This window comes from Pseudomonas sp. FeS53a (genome assembly GCF_000931385.1).
Classification (GTDB): domain Bacteria; phylum Pseudomonadota; class Gammaproteobacteria; order Pseudomonadales; family Pseudomonadaceae; genus Metapseudomonas; species Metapseudomonas otitidis.
Genome location: NZ_JYFT01000002.1, coordinates 1 through 18,926, shown reverse-complemented (window position 1 = coordinate 18,926; position 18,926 = coordinate 1). Strand labels below are relative to the sequence as shown.

The following is an 18,926-nucleotide window of genomic DNA, read 5'->3' as shown; positions in this document are numbered from 1 at the left end:
CACCATGCTGCACCCTGAACTCGAAGCCTTTCTCGACCTGGCCGAGGCCAATGTCGCCAACGACCCGCTGCATCGCCTGGCACCCAGCCGGGCGCGCCAGGTCTTCCAGCAATCCACCGAGCAGCTGCGTTGGGCCGTGGCCGGCGAGGTGACCTGCGAGGCGCTGGAGGCGCCGGCCCGCGACGGCCAGCGCATTCCCCTGCGGCTCTATCGCCCGGTCCGGGCGGAGGGTGCCCTGCCGGTGCTGGTGTATTTCCATGGCGGCGGTTTCGTCGTCGGCAGCCTCGACAGCCACGAGGGCGTGTGCCGCGAGCTGTGCGCGCGCTCCGCCTGCGCGGTGTTGGCGGTGGGCTACCGGCTGGCACCGGAGCACCGCTTCCCCGTGGCCCTGGAGGATGGCGAGGACTGCCTGGCCTGGCTGGCCGGGGAGGGCGCACAGCTGGGGCTGGACACCGGGCGCGTCGCCTTCGGTGGCGACAGCGCCGGCGCGACCCTGGCCACGGTGCTGGCCATCCATGCGGCCCGGCAAGGCGAGCAGGCGGCGATCATGCCCCGTGCCCAACTGCTCTGCTACCCGGTCACCGATGCCAGCCGGCAGAGCGTGTCGCGCACCCTGTTCGGCGAGGGCTACCTGCTGGAAAGCGAGACCCTGGAGTGGTTCTACGATCACTACGCGCGAACCCCGGAGGACCGCTGCGACTGGCGGTTCTCTCCGTTGCTGGCCGACGACCTCGCGGGCGTGGCGCCCGCCATCATCGCGCTGGCCGGGCTCGACCCGTTGCTGGACGAGGGCCGGGCCTACGCCGGGCGCCTGCGCGAGGCGGGCGTCGAGGTGGACCTGGTGGAGCTGCCCGGCCTGACCCACGACCTGCTGCGCATGGCCCTGGTGGTGCCGGATGTGCTGCAGGTCTACGACCGACTCGCTGTGGCGTTGCGGACGTTGCTCCGCGCATAGGCGCCGTGTCGATGAAGACAGGCCCCGCTTCGGCGGGGCTTTTTCGTGAAGGGCTCCGAGGGTGACCCGTTAACGCCCGTCGTACAGGTAGCCCGGGCTTCAGCCCGGGAACCCGTGGTAGGTCTGGTAGCGCGTGCCATTCCCCGGACTGAAGTCCGGGCTACGGGTGGTGTGCCGGTGGGGGCCGCTCTGCAGGAGATTCCATGCCAAACGGCAAAGGTGATCCTTGCCAGGACGTAGGAGGGCCGCGCTTCATCGGTCCCCCATGCGGGGGTCACGGAGCACGCCATTGGTGGATGGAAAAAGCGCCCTCCACCCTACGCCCTGACCGGCGACACACCGGTCTGCGGGAACGGATTTGTCCGCGATTGGCTACGCATCAGGGACGCCCACTGTACGAGTAGCCCGGGCTTCAGCCCGGGAACCCGTGGTAGGTCTGGTAGCGCGTGCCATTCCCCGGACTGAAGTCCGGGCTACGGGGGGGGCCGGCGAGGGCCGCTCTGCGGGAGATTCCATGCCAAACGGCAAGGGTGATCCTTGCCAGGATGTAGGGTGTGCCGCGCTTCATCGGCCCACCATGCGGGGTCACGGAGCACGCCATTGGTGGATGGAAAAAGCGCCCTCTACCCTACGCCCTGACCGACGACACGCCGGTCTGTGGGAGCGGATTTGTCCGCGATGCTCTTGTTGGCTGAACGAAAAAGGCCGCCCCTGAGGGCGGCCTTGTGGTGGTGGTGGAACTCAGTATTCCCAACGCAGGCTGGCGGTCAGGCTGCGGGGGTCGCCGTACAGGTCGCTGTAGACGCTGGTGCTGGCGTAGTACTTCTTGTCGAACAGGTTGTTGACGTTGAGGCTGCCGGTGAAGTGCTCGTCGAAGCGGTATCGCGCCAGCAGGTCCACGAGGGCATAGCTGCTCTGGGTCGCCTTGACCGCCGTGCCTGGGATCACGTTCTTGTTCTCGTAGCTGGTGGCGCTCTCCCAGCGCACACCGCCGCCGACGGTGAGGCGGTTGAGGTCGCCGGTCAGGTCGTAGGTGGTGAACAGCTTGAGGGTGTTGCGCGGGAAGCCCACGTTCACGTCGACGCCTTGCGGGTAGTAGGTGTTCACGTGGCTGTAGCCGGCCTGCACTTGCCAGCCCGGCATGAGTTCACCCGTGGCCTCCAGCTCGATGCCCTTGACCTTGATCTTGGAGGGTTTCACCAGCTCGTTGCCGAAGGCATCTTCCATGCCGGTGCCGACCGCGTAGTTGCTGAGCTTGGACTCGAACAGGGCGGCGGTGAGGTTCAGCTTGCCGTCGTAGTACTCGGCCTTGGTGCCCACTTCGTAGCTGTCGCCTTCGGTGGGGTCCATGAAGTTGCCTTCGACGGTCCGGTTCGACTGCGGCTTGTAGATGCTGGTGTAGCTGGCATAGACCGAGTAGGTGTCGTCCAGGTCGTAGACGATGCCGGCGTAGGGGGTGACTTCGCCGGTCTCGCGCTTCTTCATGTGGGTGGGCTCGTAGCCGTAGTAGGCGGAGGTCTGGTCCACCTTGAAGTAGCTGAGGCGGGTGCCGAGGATCAGCGACAGGTCGTCGGTGGGCTTGAACCGGGCGGTGGTGTAGGCCGCGTACTGGCGCTGGCTGTACTTCAGATCGCCGATGCGGTTGAACGGCGGCTTGGTGATGTCGCCACGCCAGTCGTAGACGTTGGGGATGGCCGGGTCCCAACTGCCACCGGCGCCGTTACGAAAGGCCCACAGCGGGTAGGCACCGGTGTTGCTGCGGTAGCGCATGGCGCTGGCGCCCACCACCAGTTCGTGCTCGCGGCCGAACAGGCTGAAGGGGCCGGAGGCGTAGGCGTCCACCGAGTTCTGCTCGGGCTTGCTCGGCCATTTGGCGAAGAACAGGCTGGTGCCGGCGCCGGTCTGCTGGTCTGGGTAGCCGTTGCTGCTGAACCAGCCGTACTCCGAGTCGTTGCGGTCGCGCACGTTGGTGACGGCGACCTTGGCCAGCCAGTCGTTGTCGAAACGATGCTCGTAGGTGCCGAAGATCGAGGTGCGCTGGCGGTCCGCGTGGCTCCAGTCGGCGGCGGAGTTGAACGAGCGCTTGAAGTCGGTGCGCTGGCCGTTGCTGTAGAACGCCGGGAAGCCGAAGTAGCCGCAGGCGTCGCAATTGCGCTCCTGGTAGTCGAGGCCGAGGCTGATGGTGTCGCGGTCGCTGAGGTCGGCTTCGATGATGCCGTAGGCCACCTTGCGCTCGGTGCTGAGGCGGTCAACGAAGGAGTTGGCGGTCTGGTACGCCGTCACCATGCGGCCGCGCAGGGTGCCTTGCTCGTTCATCGGGCCGGAGACGTCCACTTCGGTGCGGTAGTTGTCCCAGGAGCCGGCGCTGCCCTGGATCGAGGCGGCGAAGTCACTGGTGGGGCGCTTGCGCACCATGTTGATGGTGGCCGAGGGCTGGCCGATGCCGCCCAGCAGGCCGGTGGCGCCGCGCACTACCTCGACCCGGTCGTAGACGGCCATGTCGTTGGACTGGCTGCTCATCGCCGGTTCGAAGACGGTGGGGATGCCGTCCACCTGGAAGTTCTCGATCTTCATGCCACGGGAAAAGATGCCCACTTCGTCGTCCGAGGCGTTGCTCTTCTTTTTGTAGAGCACGCCGGGGGCGTTGGTCAGCACGTCTTCCAGGCTGTTCATCTTCTGGTCACGGATGCGCTGGCTGGTGATCACGCTGACCGATTGCGGGGTTTCGCGGATGGACAGCGGCAGCTTGGTCGCCGTGCCGGTGGCGCCGGTGGTGTAGGAGCCGGTGCCCTCGGTGGTGGCCCCCAGGCCGGTGGAGACCACGGAGGTGGCGCCCAGCTCCAGGGTGCTCTGGTCAGCGGCGCTGAGGGTGACGCTGTTGCCGTTGACCTGGTAGCTGATGCCCTTGCCGCGCAGCAGCATGTCCAGTGCGACCGCGGGCTCGTAGCGGCCCTTGATGGCCTGGGTGCGCTGGTTGTTGACCAGGCTCGGGCTGTAGAGGATCTGCAGGTTGCCTTGACGACCGAGCTCCTGGAGCGCGCTCGACAGGGATTGGGCGGGGATGTCGAGGTTGATCTCCTGGGCTTGCACCAGGCTGGCGTAGGGCGCGCTGAGCGCGAGGCCGATGCTGCTGGCGAGCAGGGTGGGGCGCAGTGAGCGATGAAGCATGACCTTCAAACGGGGTGAAAGAGACTTCGTCATCGAGATGGTCCAGTTTTTAATAGTGAGTAGTGTTCGCATTTAGTAGGACGGAAGACCGCCCGGAAACCGGAAAACTTTTTTTCACGCCGGCTGGCGGCTGCTCACGGCAGTGCCATTACGCAGCTGGATGAGCTGATCGGCCAGCTCGAAATACCGGTCGTCGTGGCTGATGACGATGATGGTCTTGCCCAGGCGTTTCAGCTCGGGCAGCAGCTCGGTATAGAAGATGCGGCGGAAGGTCGGGTCCTGGTCGGCGGCCCATTCATCGAACACCAGCACCGGGCGCCGCTCCAGCCAGGCGTTGACCAGCGCCAGGCGCTTGCGCTGGCCGGTGGAGAGGTCGGTGGTGGTGAAGGCGCCGTCGCGGATCTGCACCTTGTGGGCGATCTCCAGGCGTTGCAGGTACTTGTCCGCATCCGGTGGGATGGCGTCGCCGCCGTGGAGCAGGTCGTCGAACAGGTAGTAGTCGGCGAACACCGTGGTGAACAGTTGGCGGTAGTCGTCGCGGGTGCGGGCGGTGACGGCCTGGCCATCCAGCAGGATCTCGCCCTGGTCCGGGGTGTAGAGGCCCAGCAGCAGCTTGATCAGGGTGGTCTTGCCGCAGCCGTTCTCGCCGACGATGAAGAGGATCTCGCCCTGCTCGATGCGCAGGTCGATGGGGCCCAGGGCGAAGGGTGCGGCGCCCTCCACCGGTGGGAAGGCGAAGCGCACGCCCTTGAGCTCCAGGCTCTGCAACTGCCGGTCCGGCACGTCGGGGGCCTCCAGCAGCAGGTAGGGCTCGGGGGAGGAGAACTGCGCGGAGAGCTCACCGATGCGGCGGAAGGCGATCTGCGCGCGGCTGACGATGGGCAGGGTGGAGACCAGGTGCTCCAGCGGGCCCTTCATGTACAGCAGCACCAGCACGAAGCCGCTGGTGGCCACGGCGTCCGCCAGGTTCCAGGCCTGCTGGATCACCAGCAGCAGCGCGATGACCACGAAGAACAGCATCGAGCCGAGGCTCTTGGCGATCACGAAGATGTTGATGGAGCGCACGTGGGTGTCGCGGATGTAGTCGGCGGTGCGCTGGATGCGCTCGCCGAACATGCGCTGGCGGCGCGGGCGGCTGATGCGCAGTTCCTTGGCGCCGGAGGCGATGCCGCTGTAGTGCTTCTGCAGTTCGTCCTCGGCTTCGCGCGCGGCGTTGAAGCCGTGGATGCCGCGCAGCCGCGCCAGGTACTGGATGGCGGTGCCCAGCAGCACGGCGAAGGCGGTGACCAGGAACATCGGCCAGGACAGCCAGGCGAGGTAGCCCAGGCAGCCGGTGGTGACCGTCAGCGAGATGGCCAGGGGGGCGAAGGCGAAGGCCAGGTCGCTGACGGTGTCCACGTCGTGGGTCAGCACCGGGATCAGGCGATGGCTGCGGTAGCGTTCGATCTGCTCGATGGGCGCGCAGAGCACCTTGCGCCCCAGGTCCTGGCGCAGGGTGGCGATGACGTGCTGGCCCACGTAGTTGGTGCCCATGTCGGAGCCGATGGAGCAGGCCAGCGCCAGGGCGCAGAGGCCGATGAAGGTCAGCAGGGTGCCGCTGGTCAGGCTGCCTTCGGCGTGCAGCAGGCCGTTGATGGTGGCCAGCAGCGCGGTAACGCTGAAGCCACCGAGGATGCCGAGGGCGATGGAGAGGGCGACCAGGCCGCGATAGGGCCGGATCAGGGTGAGCAGTTCACGCAGGGCGCCGGGGGCTTGTGTGTTCATGGGCAGGTCCGGATGGGGGCACGGGAAGGCGGGTCGGGCGACCCGCGACCGTGGCGTGTTCCGGGCGGCGCGACCTCATGGAGTAGACGCGCCGCAAGGCGCCTGATTTAGCCGCCGGTGACGGCGTGGGCAGTGCGGTTCACAGTTCCCGCGCCACTCGCAGCCCCAGCCAGTCGCCGCGCACGTAGGGCTCGCGGTAGTTGCGGTTGCCCGAGCGGGAGAAGATCGGCGGCTCGCTGTAGTCGTTGCCGCGGATGTGGCGGTACTCGCAGTTGGCTTCCTCCCACGCGCTGCCATCGCTGGGGGCGCCGACGTAGCTGTCGTGCAGGCAGTCCGCCACCCATTCGTAGACGTTGCCGTGCATGTCGTAGACGCCGAAGGCGTTGGCCGGGAAGCTGCCGGCCGGGGAGGTGTAGTTGAAGCCGTCGGCGGCGCCGTAGGTGTTGGCGTGCTGGGCGATGCTGTAGTCCTTGCCTTCGTCGAAGGGGAAGGGGAACGGGCCTTCGCTGCCGGCGCGGGCGGCGTACTCGCGTTCGGCTTCGCTGAGCAGGCGGTAGTGCTTGCCGGTCTTCTTCGACAGCCAGGCGACGTAGGCACGGGCCTCGTCATGGTCCATGCACACGGCGGGCTGGTCCGGGCCCTGGGGGTAGCTGGGCTTGCCGTTGGTGCAGCGGCGGCCGGGGCGGTCGTCGCCGTCGGGGAGGGTGATGCGGGCTTCCTTCATGTAGGCGTCCCATTCGCGGGCCAGCACCTGGAACTTGCTGATGGCGAAGGGCCTGGCGAAGGTCACGGTGTGCAGCGGGCCCTCGTCGGGCTGGCGGCCCACTTCGTTCCCCGGGGTGCCCATGGTGAAGCTGCCGGCAGGCAGCACCACCATCTCGGGGCAGTTTTTGCAGTCCTTGAACAGGCTGCCGGGTTGCTTGGCGTCGGCGGCCAGGGCCGGTGCGCTGACGAGCAGGGCGACCACCAGGGCCAGGGGTTGGGTTGCAGGCATGGCGATTCTCTCGAAGGGAATGGGTCAGGCGAGCTGGGGGGCGAGGAGGGCCATCACCCGGTCGATCTGCGCTTCGTCGTTGAGCAGGCTGGGGGCCAGGCGCACCACGGGGCCGACGTCGCGGTCCACGGCGTCACTGATCACCTTGCGCTCCAGCAGGTAGCGGGCGACGGCGTCGCAGTCGCGGCCCTCGACGCGGAAGAAGGTGAAGCCCGAGGACAGCTCGCGGCTGCGCGGCGTGACCAGCTGCACTTTGGGGTACTCGGCCAGGCGCGCCTTGAGGTAGTCGTTGAGCTGGTGGATGCGCGCCTGGACGTCGGCCTTGCCCAGTTGCAGGTGCAGCTCGAAGGCCGAGCCCACCGCCAGGCGGTGGTCGAAGGCGTGGTAGCCACCGGGGGTCATCAGGGTGCCGAAGGTCTCGCCCTTGGTGAAGGTCGGCGTGCTGGGCACCAGGTGGGCCTGGGGTTGCGGGTCGCGGGCGATGATCACGCCGGTGCCACGGGGGCCGAACAGCCATTTGTGGGTGCCGGCGATGAAGTAGTCGCAGTTGAAATCGGCGAAGTTCAGGTCCTCGACGCCGAAGCCGTGCACGCCGTCCACCACGTAGAGGAGGCGGTCCGCTTCGTCGCGGCCCTGGTTGAGTTCCTTCACCAGTTGGCCGACTTCGCGCGCCGGCAGCTTCACGCCGCTGCCGGACTGCACCCAGGTCATGCCCAGTACGCGGGTCTCGGGGCGGATCGCCTGGCGGATGTTGTGGAGCATCTCGTCCACGGTGGCCAGGTGTGGGTCCTTGAACAGGGTGACGCGCCGCACCGGCGTGCCCATGAGGCGCTCGCGGTACTCCAGGCGGGTGTTGGTGGAGTAGTGCTCGTGGGCGCTGACGAGGATCTCCTTGCCGGGCGCCACCTGCAGGCCGCCGTAGATCATCGCCAGGCCGTCGGTGGTGCTGCCGGTGAGGGCCACCTGCGCGGGCTGCACGCCGAAGTAGCGGCCGGCCCAGGCGCGGACCTCGTCTTCATAGCCCCAGAGTTCCTCGCGGTCCCAGTCCAGCACCTCGCCGGGGTTGGCATCCAGCCGGGCGCGGAAGTGGGCGATGGCCTCGCGTACCACGCGCGGGTGGGAGGCCAGGAGGAAGGTGCAGAAGTGCAGGTAGTCCGGATCGAGGTCGAACTGCTCGCGCAGGGCCAGCCACTTGTCCGTGGCGGGGCGGTTCGGCGATGGGGCGGCCTGGGCGTTGCCGGCGAAGGCGGAGCCCAGGGGCAGGGCGGCGGCCAGCAGGCCGGCCTGCTTGAGGAAGGTGCGGCGGTCGCTCATGGGCGCACCTCCCCGGCGCTGGCCGGCGCGGCCAGACGCTGTACCTCGCCCCACACCCGCAGGAAGTTGCCGCCCCAGAGCTTGGCGATGTCGGCGTCGGAGTAGCCGCGCTGGATCAGCTCGGCCGTCACGTTGCGCGACTCGCCGACGTTCATCCAGCCCTCGACGCCGCCGCCGTCGTTGAAGTCGCTGGCGATGCCCACGTGGTCGATGCCGACCTTGCGCACGGTGTAGTCGATGGCGTCCACCAGCTCCTTGACGCTGGCGCGGGGCTCCTCCTCGAGGATGGCGTAGAGCGCGCTGGCGTATTCGCCGAAGCGTTGTTCCGGCCAGATGGCGATGACCGGGTCACCCGGCATCAGCGCGTTGGCCAGGCCGTTGAGCGGCTGCAGGTCGAAGCGCGCGCGCAGGGCGTTGAGCTTGTCCAGGGTCGGTTGCGAGAGGGGCTTGAGGTAGGCGGGGAAGCCCACCACCTGGATCACCCCGCCGCTTGCCTTGATCCGCTGCATCTCCGCGTCGCTGAGGTTGCGCGGAATGTCCACCAGCGCGCGGGGCGCCGAATGCGAGGCGACGATGGGGGCGCGGCTGAGGCGGGCGACGTCTTCCAGGGCCAGGGTGGACATCTGCGACACGTCGATCACCACGCCCAGGTCGTTGAGCCGCTTCACCGCCTGCTCGCCGAGCGGCGAGAGCCCGCCGAGGGCATCGGCGGTGTCGTTGAAGAAGGGCAGCGGGCGCGAGGAGTCGGCCCAGGCGTTGTTGCCGACGTAGCTGAAGCCGAACAGGCGCATGCCGCGAGCGTGCCAGGCGTCCAGCGCGTTCAGGTCCTCGCCCAGGGGGTAGGCGTTGAGCAAGCTGATGACGATGGCGAACTTGCCTTCGCCGTGCAGGCGGCGGAAGTCCTCCGGGCTGTAGGCGATGCCGACCTGGTTGGGGAAGTCGCGCACCAGGCCGCTGATGATCCTGTAGCGCAGCTCCTGCTGGTGGCGCGCCTCGTCGACGAAGGCAGCGGTGGGGCGATGGGGGGCGTTGGGACCGTTCCAGATTTCCGGCCAGCCGAAGATGGTCAGCGCCGCACCGGAGAGACGCCCGCGCCCGGCCTTGACCAGGTCGAACTGGCCTTCGCCGTCCTTGTCCGCCTCGTTGCCTTCGGTGCCGAAATCGGTGGGCACGGTGATGTGGCTGTCGAAGGAGAGGATACGCTCCTGCAGTTCCTCCGCGTGCTGCATCACGTCCCGGGGGTAGGTCGGGGCCTGCCGCAGGAAGAAGTGCCAGGTCGCTGCCGCGACCAGCGCCAGGAGGATCGCCAGGGCGATCAGGTAGAGGGCCTTGCGGGTCGTGTTCATTGCCATCCCGTTCGTTGCCAGGGGTTGATGCCGAGCGCACCCGGGGTGGGTGCCCGTGTCGGAAGAACGAGGGCAGGGTGGGGAAATTTAGAGCTGGTAAAACTGATTCATCGGGGCAGCCGGGGGAGTTGAAGTCAGGTTGATTACCGAGTTTTGCGGGTGTCTCCTGTTTCGCCCTCCCGGGCGAGCCCCTTTTGGCAGTCGCCCTGTACGGACCGGAGACATGGTGGACACATGTACGGGGACATGGTTGACGCATTATGGACTGCACTCAGGGTCATTCAGGTCAATGGTCCGAAGTAGTTGGTGGCAGAAGTACACATCGAACAAATGTTCGGCATCCGAGTGCGGACGTATTGCTATCACTTTCCCAGCCAATCCCTTGGCAATGCGGAAGTAGCGTTTTCTGAAGCGGAAACGGCTGTGGTAGACCTTCGCCAGCACATCATCCAGACCGTACTCGAACTCTGTTGGTTGTTCGGGATACTTCCAGGGGCTCGTCCGATAGCGGTTGATAGGAACCTGGTAAGACAGGGCCTCATGCGGACGCTGCTGGTTGTAGATCTCCCGCCAGCGATCAAAGGCTGATTGGGCTTCAGCCAGATCATGGAAATGCCGACCCTTGAGAACTTCCAGTTTGAGGGATCGATGGAAACGCTCATCCTTGCCATTGGTTTGCGGATGGTAGGGACGGCTGAAGCTCAGTCGAATTCCCAGGCTGACCAACCAGACACCAAGCTCCGAAAGCTCGCCAGGGTTACGCGGGGAGCCCCAAGGCGCGCCATTGTCGGTGTTGATTCTCTCTGGCAAGCCGTATCGCCTGAACACTTCTATCAGGCGTTCCTGAACTGTCTGTCGTCTCTCATTGGCACACGCCTGAATGGCGAGGCTGAAACGAGAGTGGTCGTCGATCAGCGTCAGGGGATGGCATTGGCCTTGGTGGGTTTGGAAGTGCCCTTTGAAGTCCATTTGCCAAAGGTCGTTAGGCGCTTCGTGCTCAAAGCGCTGCCAGGGCTTCTTCGCTTCCGATGCAGGCGATTCGACCAAATTGTTGCGATGCAGGATGTTCGTCACCGTACTGGGCGCAACACAACAGCCCAGAGCATGACTGATCTTGCGCCCACCCCAGGCTGGATGTGCTCGTCGAAGGGCCACCACTTGCGCCTCGATCTCTGCAGRCGCTTGCCGAGGGCTACTGCGCGGTCGCCGGGATTGCTCCTGTAAACCCGCAGCACCTTCCGCGACATATCGCTTTAGCCATTTGTAGGCTGTTTGCGGGCTGATGTTGAAACGACGGCACAGCTCCCTTCGGTTGCTGTCGGGAAGAAGCGCCAGGGCAATGAACTCTGCTTTTAGGCTCATAGCGTCTCTCGTGTTCCAAGGCATGGTCGTTACCCGGCAAGGCTGGCTTGCCGGAAAGTGTCAACCATGTCTCCGCACACCTGTCAGCTATGTCTCCGGTCCGTACAGCAGTCGCCCCAAAAGGAGCCAAAAGGGCTTGCCCCTGCATACGGGTTCCGCTTCGCGGAACTCCCCTCGCTCCATCATCGTTCCAGGGGCCCGCGCTGACAGGCCATCCATGGCCCGGCAGCGCTTTCGCGACATCCATGTCGCTCAGCCCCTTCCACGATGACTCCGCTCGGCCTTCTGAAGGGGCGTTTCCCCCGCGTCACCGCTTGAGCCAGACGGGCACTTTTGCGTGTGCTTCGGAATCGAGGCCCTCTCCTCTCAGGGATGAAGGCGGTCTGCATGGCGACCCGGAATGCCGAGGAGGCGTGGCGGTAAATTTGCCCTCCATCGCCTCGTTCTAGCGTGATAGGCGTGGCTGACACGGATGCGATGTAGCGATGAGGTTTTCCAGACGTGGGTTCATGGGGGCGCTGGCGGTGGCCGGCGCAGCAGTACCGGCGGTGTGGTACGCGCGGCGTGAGCCGGATTACGACGAAACCCTCGAACCGGACCAGGTGGAAACCCCGGGGGAGGCCACGGTGGACGCCGCCGATTGGGGCGGGGTGCGCCTGGCCACCCAGTTGCGCGGTATCTGGGACCTGCGTTTCGACGGCCTCGATGGCGGCCTGGACGGGCTGCCCCGCGAGGGCGTGGAGATGCTGCTGGACATCGGCCCCACCGGCCGGGCCCTGCGCGGTTGCATCGACCAGGGCGCTGCGCTGCGGGGCACGGGTGAACCCCGCTACCGGGTGCTCGGCGAGGTGGTGGACCAGGACGGCAAGCGCATCCGCTGGCGTCTGGTCCCGGTCGGCGAGTCGGCCCCCAGCCATGAACTGGAGGCCGTGCTGGACGAGGTCTGGGGCAACTGGGCCCAGGCCGGTGACGCCAGCCTGAGTGGGCGCATCCGCCGCGTCGACCGGCCCCTGGCGCTGCCCGAGCCGGACAGCCGCTTCGTCGCCCGCAAGCGCGCCTTTCCCGAGGCGCGGCAGGTGACGCCCCTGGAGCCGGCGCTGCTGCAGTGGCTGGTGTCCCCCGAGCACCGCCTGTTCCACCAGCTCTGGCACGCCACCCGCGACAAGTGGCACCGCCTCGACGACCGTCGCCGCGATGCCCTGCGCGGTGCCGGCTGGCAACCCGGCCCACGGGATGCCGAGCGCGGCGCACGGGGCCGGCGCAAGCACCTCAACGGCTCTGGCGAGGACTTTCTCTTCATGCACCGGCACATGCTGGCCAAGGCGCGCCGCCTGCAGCCGGGCCTGCCCAACTGGAGCCGGCTGCCGTTGCCGTGCCCGTACCTGGAGCACGACCGCATCGGCTTCATCCGTTACCAGGAGAACCACGACGGCAACGCCGTGCCGCCGGCCTGGTTCGCCTGGGACGACGACGAGCTGGGCCAGTGGCTGCACGACATCAAGTCCGCCCAGGCCTTCTACAGCAACTTCCAGGTCTGGGAGTCGCAGTACCAGGACCCGGACTACCTCGCGCGCCTGACCCTCGCCCAACTGGGCTCGGAGATGGAACTGAACATCCACGACTGGCTGCACATGCGCTGGGCCACCGTCACCCGCGACCCGTCCAACGGCATGCCGTTGCCCGGCGACCGCGACCAGGTGGACTACGGCGCCCGCTGGTTCCGCGTCGACAACGACTACCTCGGCGACCCGTTCTCATCCCACGTCAACCCGGTGTTCTGGCGCTTCCACGGCTGGATCGACGACCGCATCGAGGACTGGTACCGCGCCCACGAGCGCGCCCACCCCGGCGAGGTGGTGGTGCGCGAGGTCCAGGGCGTGCGCTGGTTCGCGCCGGGGCGCTGGGTGGAGGTGGGCGACCCCTGGCTGGGCGCGCTGACCCATGGCTGCGGCGGGCTGGACGATGCCGGCGGCGGCGCCGGTGAACTGGAGGTGGAGGCCATGAAACTGGCCCTGCGCATCACCTTCGGCGAGGACGACCTGGTCAGCCGGCTGCTGCCACGAACGCCCCGGCGTCCCTGGTATGCGCGCCACCTCAAGCGTCGCGAGGAGGGCCGCTAGCCCCGGAGAGGGTGAATACTGGATTCGTTCGATTATCGAACGAATAGTCGATTATCGGATTGTTACACCCGGAGGCGGGGGGTACCTTGCTCCCCAGCCGACCCCGGCCCGGGCCCGCCGCCCGTGGCTTCACCGGGTGTCGCCACGGGCGCGCCGCCAGGCCGCCCTGGACAACAACACGAGATCGACCATGGCTGAAATCATTTCCCTCCGCGAGGCCGTCGAGCGTTTCATCAACGACGGCGACAAGGTAGCCCTCGAAGGCTTCACCCACCTGATTCCCACCGCCGCCTCCCACGAGATCATCCGCCAGGGCAAGAAAGACCTGCACCTGGTGCGCATGACCCCGGACCTGGTCTACGACCTGCTGATCGGCGCCGGTTGCGCCCGCAAGCTGACCTTCTCCTGGGGTGGCAACCCCGGCGTGGGCTCCCTGCACCGCCTGCGTGACGCAGTGGAGAAACAGTGGCCCAACGCCCTGGAACTCGACGAGCACAGCCACGCCGACATGGCCAACGCCTACGTGGCCGGTGCTTCCGGTTTGCCGTTCGCCGTACTGCGTGCCTATGCCGGTTCCGACCTGCCGAAGGTCAACCCGAACATCCGCTTCATCGACTGCCCCTTCACCGGCGAGACGCTCGCCGCCGTGCCGTCCGTGCGCCCGGACGTCACCGTGATCCACGCGCAGAAGGCCGACCGCAAGGGCAACGTGCTGCTCTGGGGCATCCTCGGTGTGCAGAAGGAAGCGGCCCTGGCGGCCAAGCGCTGCATCGTTACCGTGGAAGAGATCGTCGATGACCTCGACGCGCCGATGAACGCCTGCGTGCTGCCCACCTGGGCACTGACCGCGGTGTGCCACGTCCCCGGCGGCGCCAGCCCGTCCTACGCCCACGGCTACTACGAGCGCGACAACCGCTTCTACCAGGCCTGGGACCCCATCGCCCGCGACCGCGACACCTTCACCGCCTGGATCGACGAATACATCCGAGGCACCAAGGATTTCGCCCAGTTCCAGCAGAAGCTTGCGGAGGCCAAGTGATGAGCGCCCAGTACAGCACCAACGAAATGATGACCGTGGCGGCTGCCCGTCGCCTGAAGAACGGCGCCGTCTGCTTCGTCGGCATCGGCCTGCCGTCCAAGGCCGCCAACCTGGCGCGCCTGACCTCGTCCCCGGACGTGGTCCTGATCTACGAATCCGGCCCCATCGGCGCCAAGCCGAGCGTGCTGCCGCTGTCCATCGGTGACGGCGAGCTGGCCGAGACCGCTGACACCGTGGTCCCCACCGGCGAGATCTTCCGCTACTGGCTGCAGGGCGGGCGCATCGACGTCGGCTTCCTCGGCGCTGCCCAGGTGGACCGCTTCGGCAACATCAACACCACCGTGATCGGCGACTACCACACCCCCAAGGTGCGCCTGCCGGGTGCCGGCGGCGCGCCGGAGATCGCCGGTTCCGCCAAGGAGGTGCTGATCATCCTCAAGCAGTCCCACCGCACCTTCGTCGACAAGCTGGCCTTCATCACCTCCGTGGGCCACGGCGAAGGCGGCGACCATCGCCAGCAGCTCGGCCTGCCCGGCAAGGGGCCGGTGGCCATCATCACCGACCTCTGCATCATGGAGCCGGAAGCCGGCACCCACGAATTCATCGTCACCTCGCTGCACCCGGGCGTGACCCGCGAGCAGGTGGTGGCCAACACCGGCTGGGCCATCCGCTTCGCCGACCAGGTGGCCGAGACCGCCGCCCCCAACGAGGTGGAGCTGAGCGCCCTGCGTGCCCTGGAAGCCCGCACCGCGGCCGCCCACGGCCAGCAAGGGGGTGAGGAATGAGCCGTGACGTCTTCATCTGCGATGCCGTGCGCACGCCCATCGGCCGCTTCGGCGGCGCCCTGGCCCCCGTTCGCGCCGACGACCTGGCGGCCATCCCGCTCAAGGCCCTGATCGAGCGCAACCCCCAGGTGCGCTGGAGCGAGGTCGACGAAGTCTTCCTCGGTTGCGCCAACCAGGCCGGCGAGGACAACCGCAACGTCGCGCGCATGGCGCTGCTGCTGGCCGGCCTGCCGGAAAGCATTCCCGGCGTCACCCTCAACCGCCTCTGCGCCTCGGGCATGGATGCGGTGGGCACCGCCTTCCGCGCCATCGCCTCGGGTGAAATGGAGCTGGCCCTGGCGGGCGGCGTCGAATCCATGTCCCGCGCGCCCTACGTGATGGGCAAGGCCGACAGCGCCTTCGGCCGCACCCAGAAGATCGAGGACACCACCATCGGCTGGCGCTTCATCAACCCGCTGATGAAGGCCCAGTACGGCGTCGACGCCATGCCGCAGACCGCCGACAACGTCGCCGACGACTACCAGGTATCCCGCGCCGACCAGGACCTGTTCGCCCTGCGCAGCCAGCAGCGCGCCGGCCGCGCCCAGGCCGAAGGCTTCTTCGCCGAGGAGATCGTCCCGGTGGTGATCAAGGGCAGGAAGGGCGACACCGTGGTCGATGCCGACGAGCACCTGCGCCCGGACACCACCCTGGAAGCCCTCGCCAAGCTGAAACCGGTCAACGGCGAAGGCAAGACCGTCACCGCCGGCAACGCCTCGGGCGTCAACGACGGCGCGGTGGCGCTGATCCTGGCCTCCGCCGAGGCGGTGAAGAAGCACGGCCTCACCCCGCGCGCCAAGGTGCTCGGCATGGCCAGTGCCGGCGTCGCGCCACGGGTCATGGGCATCGGCCCGGTGCCGGCGGTGCGCAAGCTGCTGGAGCGCCTGAACCTGGGCATCGACCAGTTCGACGTCATCGAACTCAACGAAGCCTTCGCCGCCCAGGGGCTGGCCGTGATGCGCGAGCTGGGCCTCCTCGACGACAGCGAGAAGGTCAACCCCAACGGCGGTGCCATCGCCCTCGGCCACCCCCTGGGTGCCAGCGGCGCGCGCCTGGTACAGACCGCCTTGCACCAGCTGGAGAAGTCCGGCGGCAAGCGCGGCCTGGCCACCATGTGCGTAGGGGTAGGGCAGGGCCTAGCCCTGGCCATCGAGCGCGTCCAGCAGGCGAAGTGACGCAGGGTGGGCTTCAGCCCACCACGACTGCGACCCAGCACGGTCGAGTGGGCTGAGGCCCAACTGAAGCCCACTCGACAGACTGGATTCACTCCCATCGCCCTGCCAACCTAGGCCCACCCCCAACCGCTGCAACGAGGTCGCCTTGAGCAACCAACTCTTCGACGCCTACTTCACCGCCCCGGCCATGCGCGCGATCTTCTGCGACCAGGGCCGGGTGCAGGGCATGCTCGACTTCGAGGCCGCCCTGGCCCGTGCCGAGGCCCGCGTGGGGCTGATCCCCCGAGAGGCCGTCGCACCCATCGAAGCCGCCTGCCGGGCCGATTTCTACGACTTCTCCGCCCTGGCCCAGGCCATCGCCACCGCCGGCAACTCCGCCATCCCCCTGGTCAAGGCCCTGGGCAAGCGCATCGCAGCGGCCAGCCCGGAGGCCGAGCGCTATGTGCATCTGGGCGCCACCAGCCAGGACGCCATGGACAGCGGCCTGGTGCTGCAACTGCGTGCTGCCATCGGCCTGATCGAAGCCGACCTCGCGGCCCTGGGCGACGCCCTTGCCGAGCAGGCCGAGCGCCACGCCGACACCCCGCTGGCCGGCCGCACCTGGCTGCAGCAGGCCACCCCGGTGACCCTCGGCATGAAGCTCGCCGGCCTGCTGGGCGCCGTCACCCGCCATCGCCAGCGCCTGGCGGAACTCAAGCCGCGCCTGCTGTGCCTGCAGTTCGGTGGCGCCTCCGGCAGCCTCGCCGCCCTCGGCGAACAGGCCTGGCCGGTGGCCGAAGCGCTGGCCGTCGAGCTGTCGCTGAACCTGCCGGACCAGCCCTGGCACACCCAGCGTGACCGCCTGGTGGAGTTCGCCAGCCTGCTGGGCCTGGTCGCCGGCACCCTGGGCAAGCTGGGGCGCGACCTCAGCCTGCTGATGCAGACCGAGGCCGGCGAACTCTTCGAGCCCGCCGCGCCCGGCAAGGGCGGCTCCTCGACCATGCCCCACAAGCGCAACCCGGTGAGCGCCGCCGTGCTCATCGGCGCCGCCACCCGTGCACCGGGCCTGGTGGCCACCCTGTTCGCCGCCATGCCCCAGGAGCACGAGCGCAGCCTCGGCCTCTGGCACGCCGAATGGGAAAGCCTGCCGGAGCTCTGCTGCCTGGTGTCCGGTGCCCTGCAGCACGCGCTGCTGCTGGTGCCCGGCCTGGAGGTGGACGCCGCGCGCATGCGCCGCAACCTCGACCTAACCCAGGGCCTGGTGCTGGCCGAGGCGGTGAGCATCGCCCTGGCCCAGCGCATCGGCCGCGATGCCGCCCACAATCGGGTGGAGCAGTGCTGCCGCCAGGCGGTGAAGGAGGGCGCCCACCTGCGCGCCGTGCTCGGTGCCTGCGCCGAGGTCACCGCCGAGCTGTCCGCCGCCGAGCTGGACCGCCTGCTCGACCCCGCCCATTACCTCGGGCAGGCCCGCCGCTGGGTGGACCGTGCCCTCGCTGAACACACCACTTTCCCGCGCTAGGAGTTTTCCATGCCTGCCGTACGTCTCGCCGATGGCGACCTGAACTACCTCCTCGAAGGCCCGGCCGGAGCGCCGGTGCTGGTGCTGTCCAACTCCCTGGGCACCGACCTGCACATGTGGGACGCCCAGGTCCCGGCCTTCACCCGGCACTTCCGGGTGCTGCGCTACGACACCCGAGGCCATGGCCAGTCCCTGGTCAGCGAAGGCCCCTATCGCATCGATCAGCTCGGCCGCGACGTGCTGGCCCTGCTGGATGCCCTGGACATTCCCAAGGCGCATTTCTGCGGCCTGTCCATGGGCGGGCTGATCGGCCAGTGGCTGGCCATCAATGCCCCCGAGCGCATCCAGCGCCTGGTGCTGTGTAACACCGCCGCCAAGATCGGCACCCCCGAGGTGTGGAACCCGCGCATCGACGCCGTGCTGGCGGGCGGGGCCCAGGCCATGGCCGATCTGCGCGACGCCTCCATTTCCCGCTGGTTCACCCCGGACTTCGCCAAGGCGCAGCCGGAGAAGGTCGAGGCCATCGTCGGCATGCTGGCGCGCACCTCGCCCCAGGGCTACGCCGCCAACTGCGCCGCTGTGCGCGACGCCGACTTCCGCGAGCAGCTAGCTGTCATCCAGGCGCCGACCCTGGTGGTCTGCGGCAGCGGCGACCCGGTCACCACCCCGGAGCACGGCCGCTTCATGCAGGCGCACATCGCCGGCGCCGAACTCGTCGAGTTCCCGGCCGCCCACCTGTCCAACGTGCAGGCCGGTGAGGCCTTCAGCCAGCGCGTGCTGGCCTTCCTCAGCGCCTGAGCGCGCCGGATCACCCCGGGCTGAAGCCCGGGCTACCGCTTTCCCGACGCGGATGCCGCGTCGCCTTTCCGCGACCCTGTTCGAGGCCCTCATCGATGGACGAAAAAGAACGCTACGAAGCCGGCATGCAGGTCCGCCGCGCCGTACTGGGCGACGCCCATGTCGACCGCAGCCTGCAGAACCTCACGCCCTTCAACGAAGAGTTCCAGGAAATGATCACCCGCCACGCCTGGGGCGACATCTGGACCCGCCCGGGCCTGCCGCGCCACACCCGTAGCCTGGTGACCATCGCCATGCTCATCGGCATGAACCGCGAGGGCGAGCTGAAGCTGCACCTGCGCGCCGCGAAGAACAACGGCGTCACCCGCGACGAGATCAAGGAAGTGATCATGCAGAGCGCCATCTACTGCGGCATCCCCGCCGCCAACGCCACCTTCCACCTGGCCGAAGCCGTGTGGGATGAACTGGGGGTCGAGTCGCTGCACCCCTGATCGCCGAGCGACTCCCGGCCCAGGCTCCAGAGCCTGCGGCCGGGCAGGCTCGGGTTCACGCCACTGTCATGTCCTGCC

14 protein-coding genes are annotated in these 18,926 nt (G+C 67.9%); 8 read left to right on the top strand and 6 right to left on the bottom strand.

Features of this window, described 5'->3' with window-relative positions; translation table 11 throughout:
- Nucleotides 1–4: 4 nt before the first annotated feature.
- Entirely contained in the window at nt 5–955 is a 951-nt protein-coding gene (locus SZ55_RS00075; RefSeq protein WP_044399377.1) for an alpha/beta hydrolase, read from the top strand.
- 741 nt (nt 956–1,696) lie between these two features.
- Here SZ55_RS00075 and SZ55_RS00070 read toward each other — a convergent pair.
- The 6 genes from SZ55_RS00070 to SZ55_RS27210 form a co-directional block, all read right to left on the bottom strand.
- The gene (locus SZ55_RS00070) at nt 1,697–4,123 is read right to left on the bottom strand and encodes a TonB-dependent siderophore receptor (RefSeq protein WP_044399947.1); all 2,427 of its coding nucleotides are present in this window, start codon (nt 4,121–4,123) and stop codon (nt 1,697–1,699) included.
- Between the two features lie 114 nt (nt 4,124–4,237).
- Nucleotides 4,238–5,887: a cyclic peptide export ABC transporter gene (locus SZ55_RS00065; RefSeq protein WP_044399374.1), complete on the bottom strand. Its 1,650-nt coding sequence runs from the start codon at nt 5,885–5,887 to the stop codon at nt 4,238–4,240.
- Between the two features lie 139 nt (nt 5,888–6,026).
- Nucleotides 6,027–6,881: a dihydropyoverdine dehydrogenase gene (pvdO, locus tag SZ55_RS00060; protein WP_044399371.1), complete on the bottom strand. Its 855-nt coding sequence runs from the start codon at nt 6,879–6,881 to the stop codon at nt 6,027–6,029.
- A gap of 24 nt (nt 6,882–6,905) precedes the next feature.
- Nucleotides 6,906–8,195, bottom strand: coding sequence for a pyoverdine-tailoring periplasmic protein PvdN (gene pvdN / locus SZ55_RS00055; protein WP_044399368.1), 1,290 nt, complete (start codon nt 8,193–8,195; stop codon nt 6,906–6,908).
- Nucleotides 8,192–9,547 (bottom strand): pyoverdine-tailoring dipeptidase-like protein PvdM, encoded by a 1,356-nt coding sequence (pvdM, locus tag SZ55_RS00050; protein ID WP_044399365.1) that lies wholly within the window; start codon nt 9,545–9,547, stop codon nt 8,192–8,194. Before pvdM ends, pvdN begins: the two co-directional genes overlap by 4 nt.
- 252 nt (nt 9,548–9,799) lie before the next feature.
- Entirely contained in the window at nt 9,800–10,927 is a 1,128-nt protein-coding gene (locus SZ55_RS27210) for an IS481 family transposase (RefSeq protein ID WP_044405495.1), read from the bottom strand.
- 461 nt (nt 10,928–11,388) lie between these two features.
- Here SZ55_RS27210 and pvdP point away from each other — a divergent pair, with 461 nt between their 5' ends.
- The 7 genes from pvdP (at nt 11,389) to pcaC (ending at nt 18,848) form a co-directional block, all read left to right on the top strand.
- Entirely contained in the window at nt 11,389–13,023 is a 1,635-nt protein-coding gene (gene pvdP / locus SZ55_RS00040; protein ID WP_044399358.1) for a pyoverdine maturation tyrosinase PvdP, read from the top strand.
- Between the two features lie 190 nt (nt 13,024–13,213).
- Entirely contained in the window at nt 13,214–14,062 is an 849-nt protein-coding gene (locus tag SZ55_RS00035) for a CoA transferase subunit A (protein WP_044399355.1), read from the top strand.
- A complete protein-coding gene (locus tag SZ55_RS00030; protein WP_044399351.1) occupies nt 14,062–14,847 on the top strand; it encodes a CoA-transferase subunit beta in 786 nt (261 codons plus the stop codon). The genes SZ55_RS00035 and SZ55_RS00030 overlap by 1 nt, the downstream gene beginning before the upstream one ends.
- Nucleotides 14,844–16,061, top strand: a complete 1,218-nt coding sequence (pcaF, locus tag SZ55_RS00025; protein WP_044399347.1) for a 3-oxoadipyl-CoA thiolase — start codon at nt 14,844–14,846, stop codon at nt 16,059–16,061. Before SZ55_RS00030 ends, pcaF begins: the two co-directional genes overlap by 4 nt.
- Before the next feature lie 145 nt (nt 16,062–16,206).
- On the top strand, nt 16,207–17,559 hold the full coding sequence (locus SZ55_RS00020) for a 3-carboxy-cis,cis-muconate cycloisomerase (RefSeq protein ID WP_044399343.1): 1,353 nt from the start codon (nt 16,207–16,209) through the stop codon (nt 17,557–17,559).
- Between the two features lie 9 nt (nt 17,560–17,568).
- The gene (pcaD, locus tag SZ55_RS00015; RefSeq protein ID WP_044399340.1) at nt 17,569–18,357 is read left to right on the top strand and encodes a 3-oxoadipate enol-lactonase; all 789 of its coding nucleotides are present in this window, start codon (nt 17,569–17,571) and stop codon (nt 18,355–18,357) included.
- Nucleotides 18,358–18,452: 95 nt separating this feature from the next.
- Nucleotides 18,453–18,848, top strand: a complete 396-nt coding sequence (gene pcaC / locus SZ55_RS00010) for a 4-carboxymuconolactone decarboxylase (RefSeq protein ID WP_044399336.1) — start codon at nt 18,453–18,455, stop codon at nt 18,846–18,848.
- Nucleotides 18,849–18,926 lie beyond the last annotated feature (78 nt).

What these genes read in the sequence shown, in the direction of transcription:
- pcaD (WP_044399340.1), top strand. Translation starts at nt 17,569, where the DNA reads ATGCCTGCCGTACGTCTCGCCGATGGCGACCTGAACTACCTCCTCGAA.
- pcaF (WP_044399347.1), top strand. Translation starts at nt 14,844, where the DNA reads ATGAGCCGTGACGTCTTCATCTGCGATGCCGTGCGCACGCCCATCGGC.
- pvdN (WP_044399368.1), bottom strand. Translation starts at nt 8,195, where the DNA reads ATGAGCGACCGCCGCACCTTCCTCAAGCAGGCCGGCCTGCTGGCCGCC.
- SZ55_RS00035 (WP_044399355.1), top strand. Translation starts at nt 13,214, where the DNA reads ATGGCTGAAATCATTTCCCTCCGCGAGGCCGTCGAGCGTTTCATCAAC.
- pvdO (WP_044399371.1), bottom strand. Translation starts at nt 6,881, where the DNA reads ATGCCTGCAACCCAACCCCTGGCCCTGGTGGTCGCCCTGCTCGTCAGC.
- SZ55_RS00030 (WP_044399351.1), top strand. Translation starts at nt 14,062, where the DNA reads ATGAGCGCCCAGTACAGCACCAACGAAATGATGACCGTGGCGGCTGCC.
- pvdM (WP_044399365.1), bottom strand. Translation starts at nt 9,547, where the DNA reads ATGGCAATGAACACGACCCGCAAGGCCCTCTACCTGATCGCCCTGGCG.
- SZ55_RS00075 (WP_044399377.1), top strand. Translation starts at nt 5, where the DNA reads ATGCTGCACCCTGAACTCGAAGCCTTTCTCGACCTGGCCGAGGCCAAT.
- SZ55_RS00070 (WP_044399947.1), bottom strand. Translation starts at nt 4,123, where the DNA reads ATGCTTCATCGCTCACTGCGCCCCACCCTGCTCGCCAGCAGCATCGGC.
- SZ55_RS00065 (WP_044399374.1), bottom strand. Translation starts at nt 5,887, where the DNA reads ATGAACACACAAGCCCCCGGCGCCCTGCGTGAACTGCTCACCCTGATC.
- pvdP (WP_044399358.1), top strand. Translation starts at nt 11,389, where the DNA reads ATGAGGTTTTCCAGACGTGGGTTCATGGGGGCGCTGGCGGTGGCCGGC.
- pcaC (WP_044399336.1), top strand. Translation starts at nt 18,453, where the DNA reads ATGGACGAAAAAGAACGCTACGAAGCCGGCATGCAGGTCCGCCGCGCC.